This is a genomic window from Streptomyces mirabilis, assembly GCF_039503195.1.
GTDB lineage: Bacteria > Actinomycetota > Actinomycetes > Streptomycetales > Streptomycetaceae > Streptomyces > Streptomyces mirabilis_D.
On sequence record NZ_JBCJKP010000001.1, the window covers coordinates 10,342,257 to 10,355,211 of the forward strand.

Sequence of the window (12,955 nt, forward strand, 5' to 3'; positions counted from 1 at the left end):
CGCCGTGAGCAGTGGGTTCAGGAGCGGCCGAGGGGAGTCGGGCGGGTGAGTACCACGCCCAGCAGGGACTCCTGGGGGACGTAACCGAAGTGGCGGGAGTCCTGGGTGCGGGCGGCGTCGCCCCGGACGATCAGGGAACCGGGCGGCACCAGTCCGCCGTCCGGGGCCCCGACGATCTCGCGTACGTCGGGCGGCACGGCGTCGCCGGGCAGGGCGGAGACCCGCTTGACCAGCCAGGCCAGGGCGTCGTCGCCGTCGCCGAACGGGACGGGGTTGCGGAAGACCACCGCGTCGCCGCGCCGCACGCGCGTGGTGCGGCGGACCAGCAGCCGGTCGCCGTCCGCGAAGGCCGGGGTCATGCTCGACCCGGTGACCCTGATGACGGCGAGGCGTGAACGCAGTACGTGTACGGACAGGAGCAGCATGCCCGCGCCCGCTGCCAACGCCACCGTCGTCCGCCCGGCCCCCGTCATGTGGCCGCCTTCCCTTCCGGGCGGCTCATGTGGCCGCCTCCGTGGGTCTGCCCCGGTCGCCGCGCTCGGCGTAGCCCGCCGCCTGCAGGCCGAACAGCCGGGCGTAGTGTCCGCCGCCCAGGGCCATCAGCTCGTCGTGGGAGCCGAGTTCGGCGATCCGGCCGTCCACCAGCACGGCGATCGCGTCGGCCTCGCGCAGCGCGCCGAGCCGGTGTGAGACCAACAGCGCGGTCCGTCCCAGGCGGTGGCGACCGAGGGTGCGGTGCACCTCGTGCTCGGCCTCCGGGTCCAGGCCCGAGCTGGGCTCGTCCAGGATCAGCAGATCGGCGTCGCCGCGCATCAACGAGCGGGCCAGCGCGACCCGTTGCCACTGGCCGCCGGAAAGGGTGACGCCGGGGGTGCCGTCCTCCTCGTCGAGGTGCACCCGGCTGAGCTGGGTCTCGTACCCGTCGGGGAGGCCGCGCAGGGTCGCGTCGATGCCGGCGAGCCGCGCGCTGTCGCGGATGCGCTTCAGGTCCTCGCGGTACGGCAGATCGCCGATGCCGATGTTCTCGGCCGCCGAGAGGTCGTACGTCATGTAGTCCTGGAACGTGATGCCGATCCGGCGGCGCAGCTCGGCCACGTCCATGGTCCGGATGTCGGTGCCGTCCCAGAGGATCGCGCCGCGTTCGGGGTCGTAGAACCGGCAGAGCAGCTTGATGAGGGTGCTCTTGCCGGCACCGTTGCGGCCCACCAGGCCCATCGCGGTGCCCGCCGGGACGGTCAGGTTCACCCCGCGCAGCACCCAGGGGCCGGAGGTGTCGTAGCGGAACCAGACGTCGCACAGTTCGATCCGTCCGGTGAGGGCCGGTGCGGGGGCCTCACCCCGGGGCAGGTCGTCGGGGGTGTCGAGCAGGTCGAGATAGTGGCCGAAGAGCCGGACGCCCTCCGCGGCCGATCCGGCCTGGAGCACGATCCCGGTGAACGCCCCCTGCACTCCCGCGGCGGCGGCGATGAACAGCGTCACATCACCGATCGTGAATCTGCCGTGGGCAGCGCCCGCGACCACCACGACCGTACCGAGCCCGGCGACCAAGGCGTTGAGCGCGGCGAAAGCCGACTGCACGAGGGCGCCACGCCGGGCCACCGCGAGTTCGGCCTCGGTGGCGTCGTTCAGCGCACGGATCAGTCGGCCGTGCAGGAAGCCGCCGAGGCCGAACAGCCGGATCTCCTTGGCGGCGCGGGGGTCGGTCAGCAGCGAGCGGTAGAAGAGGTGACGGCGCAGCCGGGCGGAGGTCAGCTCCCAGACCACCACCTGGCGGCGGGCCAGCGACAGCCGGGCCAGCAGTGCGGCGGCGCCGACCAGGAACAAAAGGCCCACCATCGGGGGCCAGACGGCGAGCAGGGCGCCCGTGAAGCCGCTGAGCGCGGCCACCGAACGCACGGCCTCCTGGGTGAACATGGTGACGTTGTGCGGCGCGTCCTCCGAGGCCTGCTGGGCGAGCCGCAGCCGGTCGTGGAACGCAGGGTCCTCGAACCGCCGCAGTCCACGGAACTCGTCGACCTTGGCGAACAGGGTCCGTTCGACTTCGACGACGAGCCGTCTGCGCACCAACTCGTCGAGATATGCGGCCAGTTGAAGAAGGGCGGCGGAGAGGGCGCCGAGCGCGGCCGTGGCGATGCCGAGGCTGACGGCGTGCCGCGCGTCGGCGTGCGCACCGCGGCCGAGTTCGTCGAAGAGCAGCTTGGCGAGCCAGGCGGCGGCGGCCGGCGTCACGCCGACTCCCACGGTCACCCCGAACAGCAGGGAGGCGCCGACGGGTGTGGCGCGGAACTGGAGGGCGACCGCCGCCCATGCGGCGCGGGCCCGCAGCCGGTTCCCCGGAGGTGAAGCGGCCTCCGGGGAACCGGCAGGTGGGTCGGAGTGCGTCATCAGCAGGTGTTGCTGCGCTTGGTGCACACGCCGTTACAGGCGAATCGGTACTGGTGTCCGCCCTTGCAGTAACAGAGCTGACCCACCTCGGGGACGCATGCCCCCGCGCGTTGCTCGTCGAGTACGAGCCGCAGCAGCCGGTCGCCCATCGTGCCGATCATTCGCCTCATGACTACCTCCTGGTCCTGCGACGTGATGTGACGGGATGGGGCTGGGTCAGCAGGTGCCGGACTTCACACAGGGGCCGTTGCAGCTGAAGACGTACCGGACGTGGTTCGTGCACTTGCAGAAAGTGCCGTGCTCCGGGACACAGGCGCCGGCCCGGTCCTCCTTCAGCAGCATGCCCAGCAACTTGTCGCCCATCGTGCCGATCACACGGGTCATCACGGACCTCCCTCGTAGGGTGAAGGCCGGACCAGGGGTAAGGTCCGGCCGGAGCAGAAGTTATGTTGCGATGCCAATTGAGCGCAAGAGTGCGGAAGTTGACGGATTGCTTCCAGTTTCTCCCGGAGAGATCTGGGCGAAAGTGACCACTGTTGCTCATGTCGACTTGGAGCTACATTGCCTCTGGTCCAGTCGTCCCGGGAGGTGAGAGCTGCTCGTGGCCTATGCCCTGCTTGCCGTCAGACTCCTCGTCGGCATCGTGTTCGCGGCATCCGCGACCGGAAAACTACGAGGCGCCGCGGCCTTCCGCGGCTTCGAGGAATCCGCCCGTTCCATGGGCGTGCCGGCCCGCCTGAGCCGCCTCGTGGCGGTGGCCGTGGTCGTGGGAGAGTGCGCCGCGGTGGTGCTGCTCGCCCTGGGGCCCGGCGGCGCGCCCGGCTTCGTCCTGACCCTGCTGCTGCTCGCCGCGTTCACCACCGGAATCGTCCGTTCGCTCCGCAGCGGAACCAAGGCGTCCTGCGCCTGCTTCGGCGCGTCCACCGCGCCGATCGGCCGCCGCCACGTGGTGCGGAACACCGTGCTGCTCGCCCTGGCCGCGTTCGGCCTGGCCGCCGCCCTCGCGGGGACGCCGGCGCCGACCCAGGCGGCGGGCGTGCTGATCGCGGCGTTCGGCGCGCTGGTGGGCGCCCTGCTCGTGATCTTCACGGACGAGCTGGGCACGCTGTTCGACGACGGCGCCCCACGCACCTCGGGACGCGTCCGCGGATCAGCCCCGTAGACGACCCGGGTAGACGACCGGTAGGCGACAACCCTTCCGATTTCCCGGGTGGTTGATGCTCACGCACCACCGTGGCGGCCACCGCGACGTACCCGTCGCAGCCTCCGCAGCACCACGGCGCGCGGCACACCCGTGCGGCGTCGCGCCGTCGCATCCGCGATCCGATGGGCGGACACCCCGCCCCACGATGACACGAGACTCCGGAGTCACCCATGCCCTTTCTGGTCACCGCCGTCGTCCTCATCGCCGTGCTCTGTCTGCTGAACCTGCTGCTCACCTTCGGCGTCATACGCAAACTCCGTGCCCAGGCCGACGAGAAGGCCGACCGGGTGGCGGACGGCCTGATCATCCCGGCCGGCTCCGCCGTTCCCGGCTTCTCCGCCGTCACCACCGCCGGTGAGCGGATCACCCGCGAGGGCCTCGGCGAGACCATGCTGGGCTTCTTCTCGCCCGACTGCCGGGCCTGCAAGGAGCGGCTGCCGCTCTTCGTGGAGCAGGCGCGCACCACGGCCCGCGCGACCGGCCGCAGCGTCCTCGCCGTCGTGCACGGCACCGACGAGGAGGCCCGCGAGCAGGTGGCGGCGCTGTCCGAGGTCGCCCACGTCGTGGTCGAGCCGGGCGACGGGCCGCTGGGCGAGGCCTTCGACATCACCGGGTACCCGGTCTTCGGCCTGATCACCGTCGACGGCACCCTCAGTGCCACCGCTTTCGACCCCGGTCGCCTGCCGGCGCCCTCGAAGGCCACGGTCTGACCCGGGCACCGCCCCGGGTCAGGAAGGACCGTCGGGCCTCGCCGCGGCGACCAGACTGGGCTGGAGCCGGCGGGCGGCGTCGAGGTGGTCGGCGGTCCAGATGATGCGGACGGCCGTGTCCGTGGCCTGCCCATGCTCGTCGCTCAGGTCGCGGCGGAGGGATTCGACCAGCTGTGCCTCGGCCGCGGGGTTGCGCGGCAGCGGATCCCGGACGGGGGCGCTGTGCCCGAGACCGGCCGCCAGATCCTGGTACCAGCCGGAGATCTGGCCGGCGGTGCTCAGCAGGACGAGGCCCGCTTCCGCCCGGTTCGGCTCGCTGTCCGGTTCGCAGGCGCGTCGCCACAGCCCCAGGACCGCGTCCGCCGCGAGGCGCAGCCCCACGATGCCGGTGACCAGGGTGGTCATGTCGGCCAGGGGAACCGGTTTGGCGCCGCGTTCGGCCAGATAGCTGCGGAACGCGTCGTCGAGTCTGCGCGCGGCCGCGGCCGCTTCGACGCCCTCCCGCAGCGCGCCCTCGGCAGACGTGGGCGCGGGGGCGCTGCCGCAGTGGCCGACGGCGTACTGTACCGCGCCCGCCAGATACCGGGCGCTGTCCGTGTACGCCTCGGCGAGCGCCCGGTCGACGGCCGCCGTGGCGCCGCGCGGCCAGAAGAACAGGCCCACCAGCACGCTCACCGCGCAGCCGATGGCGATGTCCTGGATCCGCAGCAGCACGATGTGCCAGTCGGGGTCCTGGCCGATGTTGAACAGGATGACGAGGGTGATGGTGAAGGACGCCTGGCCGGCGGCGAAGGAGATGGCGGCGGGGGCGATACCGGCAAGGAGCACGGCGAGGGGCAGCAGAAACCAGAGCGCCGTGCCGTGGTGGCCGATCAGTTGCAGCAGCCCGGTGCCGATGATCGAACCCGCGAGGGTGCCGCCCAGGGCGCGGACCGCGTTCTGCCCGGTGTTGAGGGCGTTCGAGCGCAGCACGGACAGGGTTCCCAGGAGCACCCAGAACGAGTGCTGGACGCTGGTCACGTTGGCGAGGCCGACCGCTATGCCGAGGCCGAGCGCGCCGCGCAGGCTGTTGTGCAGCCAGACGGACCCCGGCTGAAGGTGGGCGGCGGCTCGCTCGCGCGCCGCCGCCAGCGGTCGGGTCACGGCGTCGGGCTCGCGGCCCAGCAGACGTTCGAACCAGCTGCGGCGTTCGGCGGCCGCGGCCAGGGCCACGTTGTCCGCGATCTGCAGCGTCGCGAAACCCAGCTCCTGCGCGCGGAACGAAAGGTCCAGCGCTCCGATGACGGGGTGCACCTGCGAGGGTGTGCCGGCGCCGCCCCCGCGCACGGGCAGCCGGGTGGTGGCGTTGCGCTCCATGTCGGCCATGGCCTTGCGCAGACTCTCCGAGGCCGCGTGCAGCTCGTCCGGTGAGCCGCGCGGGGCGTCGAGCAGTGCGGCCACCTCGTCGAGTACGGCCGCGGCGGCCCGGCGTACGGACCGGGCGTCGATGTCGCAGGCCGGTCGACCGTCGAGCGGGGGCGCGCTGTCGGCGAGGATGCTGCTGAGCCAGGTCAGTTCGTCGACCAGACGGACGAGGGCGCGCGAGCTGGTGGACAGGCCGGTGGGGCGGTACGGGGTGGCGTCGAAGACGGTGCGCAGCTCGGCCGCCGCCGCGGCGGCCTCGTCGGCTCTGGTACGGCACTGACCGGTGCTCGGCGCGGAAGGCCCGCCGGCCAGGAGGGACGCGTCGGTGCGCAGTTGCTCGGCGGCCGCACAGCAGACCCGGGCGGCGGGTGCGCTGAGGGGGTCCTCGCTGGGACGGGGCCACAGCAGGGTGACCGCGAGCATGGCGGCGGCTGCCGCGAGGCCCGCTCCCGCGAGCCGGGCGGGAAGCTCCGCGAACGGGACGGGCGAGGTCACCGGGAGGATGAAGGCCAGCAGCAGTGCGGTCGAGGCGCCCGCGAGGACGGAGCTGACCACCCCGGAGAACAGCACCAGGAAACCGATGACGACCATCGCGGTGACCGCGAGCCAGGTCCTGTCGGCCACGAGCGTACCCAGACAGATCAGGACGGCCCAGGCCACCGCGAGGCCGAGGTGGGCGCGTAGCCGCTGCACCATCGGACCGGTGAAATCCACGAGCAGCAGCATCGAGAACGCACCGAACGCGGCGAAGGTCGCCATCGTCGGTGACCCGATGACCTGGCTGCACAGGGCGAACAGCGCGGGCATGACGAGCGCCGTCCGCCCGGCACGCCGGGTCGCCGCCAGCTCGGGATCACGGTCGCGCAGCCACGACGTGACCGACCGGGGACGGATTCGACTGGATGTCCGCACGTGCCCGGCCCCCTCCTGTCGACAGGTCTACGCCCCACCGAGTGTGACGTCTCTTCCGGAGCGACGTCATCCGAACACGATCTCTGCTCATGATCCACCCAGGCGTGGCGTGCCCATGGCGTACAGACCGCCCACGCGATGGGTGCGGAGCGCACCGTCCTACGGAGGTCACCGTCCCGCCGAGGTCGCGGTCAGCCGGCGAACGCCTCGTTCAGGCGGACGTTGTAGCCGTCCTCTTCCATGAGGACGACGGTGACACCGAACGGGGAGGGATGGTCCAGTTCGAGCGGGATGAAGGAGTAGTCGACCGCGGCCTGGACGGGAAGGACCAACTCGCCGCCCGGCTGTGGCTCGACGGCGGGCCGCCATGCGGGCTCGGCCGAGCCCCGACCCTCGGGGGAGTGGGATTCGGTGTAGGGGAACTGGTGCAGCGCATGGCCGTCCTTCGTGGCGTGCACCATGTTCAGACACGGCACGGGGCCGTTGATCGGCAACTGGCAGGCGGTGGCGACGTCGTGGGTCTCCCAGGCGAGAACGACCTCGTCGGCGCCGGCCGCCGCGGCGATGTTCGCGAGCTCGGCGATGCCGGTGAGCGCGTCCTTGCCGGGCTCGGTCGGCCGCACCCAGATCAGGCCGACCAACTCGCCGCGCACCAGCGGCATGATGACCGGCCGTGGCACGGCGCCCTCGGCGAGCCCCGCGGAGTACGCGCTCTTCATCGACTCCACCAGCGCGTCCCACGTCTGTGCATCCATGAACTCACCCTCGTCGCCCGCCTGTGTCCGATCAGGCTGACCCTGTCATGCGGGCCGTGCCCTCCGCCAGCGGCTCGGACCGGTCAGGCGGGCGCTCCGGCCAGGACTTCCACCTTGCCGGTGTCGAGCGAGTAGTAGGCGCCGACCACGGCGAGGGCACCCTTCTTCACGAGGGGGGCCAGGTCCTGATTGGACCGCAGGTCGGCGGCGGTCAGCGTGACCTGCGCGCGGGCCATGGAATCCACCGGGTCGGCACCGCCCACACGGACCGCCTGCTCGTACGCCGGACGCAGGGCCTTGGCGATCGCCTCCAGATTGCCGGGCAGCGGTTTGTCGTCACGGATGGAGTTGTACGCCGCCTCGATGGCGCCGCAGCGTTGATGCCCGAGCACCACGATGAGCGGAGTGCCGCTCGTCATGGGCCCGTACTCCACGGAACCCGTGACCACCGGACCGATGGCCTCCCCACCCGTACGCATCACGTACAGGTCACCCAGCCCGGTGTCGAAGAGGAGTTCGGGCGGCACCCGGGAGTCGATGCAGGAGAGGATCGCCCCGAAGGGCTTCTGCTTCTCGGCCACGAACTGGCGCCGGTCCGGATCGCGGTCGGGATGTCGAAGTTCGCCGCTCACCCAGCGCTTGTTGCCCTCCATGAGCCTGGTGAACGCCGCGGCGGGCGTGGTCGGCGGCGGTTCCGGCGGAGCGGTGGTCACCGACGAGGCGGCGCTCGTCGGCGAACACCCCGCGAGCGTGACCGTGGCAGCCACGAGGCCGCCGACGAGAAGAACTCTGCGATCGGGATGTCCCGCTCTGTCCATCAGCCCTGACCTCTCAGTCCACCGAGACGTCTCCGTACGTCTTGGCCGGGGGCGATTGTGCAGTGCGGTGAGGGAACTGGACGGGAGGCACACGCGGGCGCGGGCGACTCCGCCACCGATGGCCCACGGCCCGGAGCCCCGGAACGGTGGGTGGCGGAGCGTCACAGCCGGCCGGTCAGATGCCCATCGACGCCATCTCGATCGCCGACCGGTAGTTCGCTGCCGCGGTCACCACGCAGGCCCGATAGGTCCGGTTGTCCTTCACGACGAGGAAGTAGTCCTTGAGGTTCTTCCAGTAGCTGAGCAGGTAGCCGATGCCCGGGAGGAAGCCGGGTGGCCGGGGTACCAGCGCGAAGGCCTCGGAGCACCGGAGGATTTCGCCGCTGGCCTGGGAAAGGACGTCGGCGACGTCGGGGTTCATGTTCCAGCCTGCGGCCAGGTCGGCGTTCCAGATGGAGGCGGCCACCTCCCGCAGGTGGGCCTCCTCCTCCGGGGAGAAGTCGCTCTGGCCGCCGGCGTGCACGGCCGCCCGGAGTGTCGCGGCGGGGGACGGCCCGGCGGCGGCCGAGGCCGCCGTCCCCGAGACTCCGAGCAGAAGTGCGGCTGTTGTGGCCGCCGCCACCGTGTACGTGGCCCGTCTGCAGCCCATGCTGATCGGTCCCCTCCGCGGATGCGCCCGGGGCCTGCCGCCCGGGCAGGGCCGACGCTGTCATGTGCCGTACATACGGGTCAACGGCGACAATCTGCCACCCGCGGCCGACGGTTGCTTCTTGACGGTGGCGCACCAGGACGCCGCACGAGACGCCGTCGTACGGAGGCAGCTAGGCATCCGCCGGGGCACGCGGGGCACCATGATGGTGGCGGGAACCACCCGTGCGGGCGACGACGTACGTCCGCCCTGGACGGCACACCCCGAATTCGCGGTGTTCCGAGAGGGGCATGGACGGGAGTGGCCCGGTTCACATGGCATAACGGGGGCGTCACCGACAGCATGGTCCTCGTCACCGGCAGGCCGAAGGGATCCAGGATGTTCCGCAAGGTGCTGGTCGCCAACCGCGGCGAGATTGCGATTCGCGCGTTCCGCGCTGGCTATGAACTGGGCGCGCGAACCGTGGCCGTCTTCCCTCATGAGGACCGCAACTCGCTGCACAGGCTGAAGGCCGACGAGGCCTACGAGATCGGCGAGCCGGGGCACCCGGTACGGGCCTATCTCTCCGTGGAGGAGGTCGTCCGTGCCGCACGCAAGGCGGGTGCGGACGCCGTCTACCCGGGCTACGGGTTCCTGTCCGAGAACCCGGAACTGGCGCGCGCCTGCGAGGAGGCGGGCGTCACGTTCGTCGGTCCGGACGCCGCCACGCTCGAGCTGACGGGAAACAAGGCCCGCGCCGTGGCCGCAGCCCGGGCGGCCGGCGTGCCGGTCCTCGGCTCCTCGGCGCCCTCCACCGACGTCGACGAACTGGTCCGCGCCGCCGAGGACGTGGGCTTTCCCGTGTTCGTCAAGGCGGTCGCGGGCGGCGGAGGGCGCGGTATGCGGCGGGTCGAGGACCCGGCCACACTGCGTGAGTCCATCGAGGCGGCCTCCCGCGAGGCGACATCGGCGTTCGGCGACCCCACCGTCTTCCTGGAGAAGGCGGTCATCGATCCCCGCCACATCGAGGTGCAGATCCTCGCCGACGGACAGGGCAACGTCATCCACCTGTTCGAGCGTGACTGCTCGGTGCAGCGCCGCCACCAGAAGGTGATCGAGCTGGCGCCCGCGCCGAACCTCGATCCGGCCCTGCGGGACCGGATCTGCGCCGACGCGGTGCGGTTCGCCCGCGAGATCGGCTACCGCAACGCCGGCACCGTGGAGTTCCTCCTCGACCGCGACGGCAACCACGTCTTCATCGAGATGAACCCGCGCATCCAGGTGGAACACACGGTCACGGAGGAGGTCACCGACGTCGACCTCGTCCAGGCCCAGCTGCGCATCGCCTCGGGCGAGTCGCTGGCGGACCTCGGGCTCTCCCAGGAGACGGTCACCCTGCGCGGTGCCGCGCTCCAGTGCCGTATCACCACCGAGGATCCGGCGAACGGCTTCCGCCCTGACACCGGCCGGATCAGCGCCTACCGTTCGCCGGGCGGCTCGGGTATCCGCCTGGACGGCGGTACCACCCACGCGGGTACGGAGATCAGCGCGCACTTCGACTCGATGCTGGTCAAGCTCACCTGCCGGGGCCGGGACTTCAAGTCCGCGATCGGCCGCGCCCGGCGTGCCGTGGCCGAGTTCCGCATCCGGGGCGTCGCCACTAACATCCCGTTCCTCCAAGCCGTGCTGGACGACCCCGACTTCCAGGCCGGGCGGGTCACGACGTCGTTCATCGAACAGCGACCGCACCTGCTCACCGCCCGCCACTCCGCCGACCGCGGCACCAAGCTGCTCACCTACCTCGCCGATGTCACGGTGAACAAGCCGCACGGCGAACGCCCCGAGCTGATCGACCCGGTCACCAAGCTGCCCCCGCTGCCCGCCGGTGAGCCGCCCGCGGGTTCCCGGCAGCGCCTCGTCGAACTCGGCCCGGAAGGCTTCGCCCGGCACCTGCGCGAGTCGCCGACCATCGGCGTCACCGACACCACCTTCCGCGACGCCCACCAGTCCCTGCTCGCCACCCGGGTGCGCACCAAGGACCTCCTCGCCGTCGCCCCGGCCGTGGCCCGGACCCTGCCCGAGCTGCTGTCCCTGGAATGCTGGGGCGGCGCCACCTACGACGTCGCCCTGCGCTTCCTCGCCGAGGACCCCTGGGAACGCCTGGCGGCCCTGCGTGAGGCCGTGCCCAACATCTGTCTCCAGATGCTGCTGCGCGGCCGCAACACCGTCGGCTACACGCCCTACCCGACCGAGGTGACCGACGCCTTCGTCCAGGAGGCCGCCGCCACCGGCATCGACATCTTCCGCATCTTCGACGCGCTCAACGACGTCGGTCAGATGCGCCCGGCCATCGACGCCGTACGGGAGACCGGGACGGCGATCGCCGAGGTCGCCCTGTGCTACACCTCCGACCTGTCCGACCCGTCGGAGCGGCTGTACACCCTGGACTACTACCTCCGCCTCGCGGAGCAGATCGTGGATGCCGGCGCGCACGTCCTGGCCGTCAAGGACATGGCCGGTCTGCTGCGGGCACCCGCCGCGGCCACGCTCGTGTCGGCGCTGCGCCGCGAGTTCGACCTGCCGGTGCACCTGCACACCCACGACACCGCGGGCGGTCAGCTCGCCACCTACCTCGCCGCGATCCAGGCCGGCGCCGACGCGGTGGACGGCGCGGTCGCCTCCATGGCGGGCACCACCTCCCAGCCGTCGCTGTCGGCGATCGTCGCCGCCACGGACCACTCCGACCGGCCCACCGGCCTGGACCTGAGGGCCGTCGGTGACCTGGAGCCGTACTGGGAGAGCGTCCGCAGGATCTACGCGCCCTTCGAGGCGGGCCTGGCCTCGCCGACCGGACGCGTCTACCACCACGAGATCCCCGGCGGCCAGCTGTCCAACCTGCGCACCCAGGCGGTCGCCCTCGGCCTCGGCGACCGCTTCGAGGACATCGAGGCGATGTACGAGGCGGCGGACCGCATCCTGGGCCACCTGGTCAAGGTCACCCCCTCCTCCAAGGTCGTCGGTGACCTCGCCCTGCACCTGGTGGGTGCCGGGGTGGCGCCGGAGGACTTCGAGGCGACACCGGACAGGTTCGACATCCCCGACTCCGTCATCGGCTTCCTGCGCGGCGAACTGGGCACCCCGCCCGGCGGCTGGCCGGAGCCGTTCCGCACCAAGGCGCTTCAAGGCCGTGCAGAGGCCAAGCCCGTACCGGGGCTGAGCGCCGAGGACCGTACGGGCCTGGAGAAGTCCCGGCGTTCGACCCTCAACCGGCTGCTGTTCCCCGGGCCGACGCGCGACTTCGACACCCGCCGCCAGGCCTACGGTGACACCAGCGTGCTGGACAGCAAGGACTTCTTCTACGGGCTGCGCCCCGCCAAGGAGTACTCCGTCGACCTCGAGCCCGGCGTGCGGCTCCTCATCGAGCTCCAGGCCATCGGCGAGGCGGACGAACGCGGTATGCGCACCGTGATGTCCTCCCTGAACGGCCAACTGCGGCCGATCCAGGTCCGGGACAACGCGGCGGCTTCCGACGTACCGGTGACCGAGAAGGCCGACAGGGCCAACCCCGGACACGTGGCGGCGCCGTTCGCCGGTGTGGTGACGCTCGCGGTCGCCGAGGGCGACGAGGTGGAGGCCGGTGCGACCGTGGCCACCATCGAGGCGATGAAGATGGAGGCCTCCATCACCGCCCCGAAGGCCGGCCGGGTGACCAGGCTGGCCATCAACCGGATCCAGCAGGTGGAAGGCGGCGACCTGCTCATCGAGGTCGGCTGAGGCTGGTCACGGTGCACGCGCGCACCGTCAGGACCGACCTGCGCCGCCCGCCTGATCTTCGACAGGCGGGCGGCGAGCGGGGTGCTACGGAGCCGCGGCGCGGACTGCGACGGTGTCGCGCGAGCGGGTGTCGCGGCCGGCCGTGTGCGGACGCCAGTGCCGCATCAGGCGACGTTCGCCCTGCCGACCACCTTGCGTAGGCGTTTGTCGACAGCGTGCTTGTTCCGCCAGATGCCACGGGCCGCGACGTCTGCGTGGACCCGCTTGGAGGAGCACGCCTTGTCTGCGAGCAGCACGGCCGGGGTGGTTCGTGGTCTGCCGCGGCCGAGTCGCGGGACCCGGATGTCGCCCAGCATGAGGGGGAG

Annotated in this window: 12 protein-coding genes; 3 read left to right on the forward strand and 9 right to left on the reverse strand. The window is 71.7% G+C overall.

The genetic code is table 11. From position 1 onward, the window contains the following. Nucleotides 1-17: 17 nt before the first annotated feature. The 4 genes from AAFF41_RS47060 to AAFF41_RS47075 are packed head-to-tail and all read right to left on the reverse strand — an operon-like array spanning nucleotide 18 to nucleotide 2,769. Complete coding sequence (locus tag AAFF41_RS47060; protein ID WP_319749842.1) at nucleotides 18-473, reverse strand: S26 family signal peptidase; 456 nt, start codon at nucleotides 471-473, stop codon at nucleotides 18-20. A 25-nt stretch (nucleotides 474-498) separates the two neighbouring features. Then, on the reverse strand, nucleotides 499-2,385 hold the full coding sequence (locus AAFF41_RS47065; RefSeq protein WP_319749841.1) for an ABC transporter ATP-binding protein: 1,887 nt from the start codon (nucleotides 2,383-2,385) through the stop codon (nucleotides 499-501). Continuing rightward, nucleotides 2,385-2,555 (reverse strand): hypothetical protein, encoded by a 171-nt coding sequence (locus AAFF41_RS47070; RefSeq protein WP_168499662.1) that lies wholly within the window; start codon nucleotides 2,553-2,555, stop codon nucleotides 2,385-2,387. The genes AAFF41_RS47065 and AAFF41_RS47070 overlap by 1 nt, the downstream gene beginning before the upstream one ends. Before the next feature lie 46 nt (nucleotides 2,556-2,601). Further along, on the reverse strand, nucleotides 2,602-2,769 hold the full coding sequence (locus tag AAFF41_RS47075; protein WP_165853921.1) for a hypothetical protein: 168 nt from the start codon (nucleotides 2,767-2,769) through the stop codon (nucleotides 2,602-2,604). A 217-nt stretch (nucleotides 2,770-2,986) separates the two neighbouring features. Between AAFF41_RS47075 and AAFF41_RS47080 the strand changes: the two genes are divergently transcribed. Together AAFF41_RS47080 and AAFF41_RS47085 are read left to right on the forward strand one after the other, a co-directional pair. Then, entirely contained in the window at nucleotides 2,987-3,547 is a 561-nt protein-coding gene (locus AAFF41_RS47080; RefSeq protein ID WP_319749839.1) for a MauE/DoxX family redox-associated membrane protein, read from the forward strand. A gap of 212 nt (nucleotides 3,548-3,759) precedes the next feature. Beyond that, nucleotides 3,760-4,299, forward strand: coding sequence for a thioredoxin domain-containing protein (locus AAFF41_RS47085; protein WP_060897904.1), 540 nt, complete (start codon nucleotides 3,760-3,762; stop codon nucleotides 4,297-4,299). 18 nt (nucleotides 4,300-4,317) lie between these two features. Here the strand turns inward: AAFF41_RS47085 and AAFF41_RS47090 are convergent, their stop codons facing one another. From AAFF41_RS47090 to AAFF41_RS47105, 4 genes are all read right to left on the reverse strand, one after another. Beyond that, entirely contained in the window at nucleotides 4,318-6,615 is a 2,298-nt protein-coding gene (locus AAFF41_RS47090; protein WP_343325996.1) for an FUSC family protein, read from the reverse strand. Nucleotides 6,616-6,806: 191 nt separating this feature from the next. Next, the gene (locus AAFF41_RS47095; RefSeq protein ID WP_343325997.1) at nucleotides 6,807-7,370 is read right to left on the reverse strand and encodes a hypothetical protein; all 564 of its coding nucleotides are present in this window, start codon (nucleotides 7,368-7,370) and stop codon (nucleotides 6,807-6,809) included. 83 nt (nucleotides 7,371-7,453) lie between these two features. Next, nucleotides 7,454-8,188, reverse strand: coding sequence for a carbonic anhydrase (locus AAFF41_RS47100; protein ID WP_319749836.1), 735 nt, complete (start codon nucleotides 8,186-8,188; stop codon nucleotides 7,454-7,456). Nucleotides 8,189-8,363: 175 nt separating this feature from the next. Beyond that, nucleotides 8,364-8,837 carry a hypothetical protein gene (locus tag AAFF41_RS47105; protein ID WP_343325998.1) on the reverse strand — a complete coding sequence of 158 codons (474 nt, stop codon included), beginning with the start codon at nucleotides 8,835-8,837 and terminating at the stop codon, nucleotides 8,364-8,366. 378 nt (nucleotides 8,838-9,215) lie between these two features. Between AAFF41_RS47105 and AAFF41_RS47110 the strand changes: the two genes are divergently transcribed. Next, a complete protein-coding gene (locus tag AAFF41_RS47110; RefSeq protein ID WP_343325999.1) occupies nucleotides 9,216-12,590 on the forward strand; it encodes a pyruvate carboxylase in 3,375 nt (1,124 codons plus the stop codon). 164 nt (nucleotides 12,591-12,754) lie between these two features. Here the strand turns inward: AAFF41_RS47110 and AAFF41_RS47115 are convergent, their stop codons facing one another. Continuing rightward, nucleotides 12,755-12,946, reverse strand: a complete 192-nt coding sequence (locus AAFF41_RS47115) for a hypothetical protein (RefSeq protein ID WP_343326000.1) — start codon at nucleotides 12,944-12,946, stop codon at nucleotides 12,755-12,757. Nucleotides 12,947-12,955: the final 9 nt, after the last annotated feature.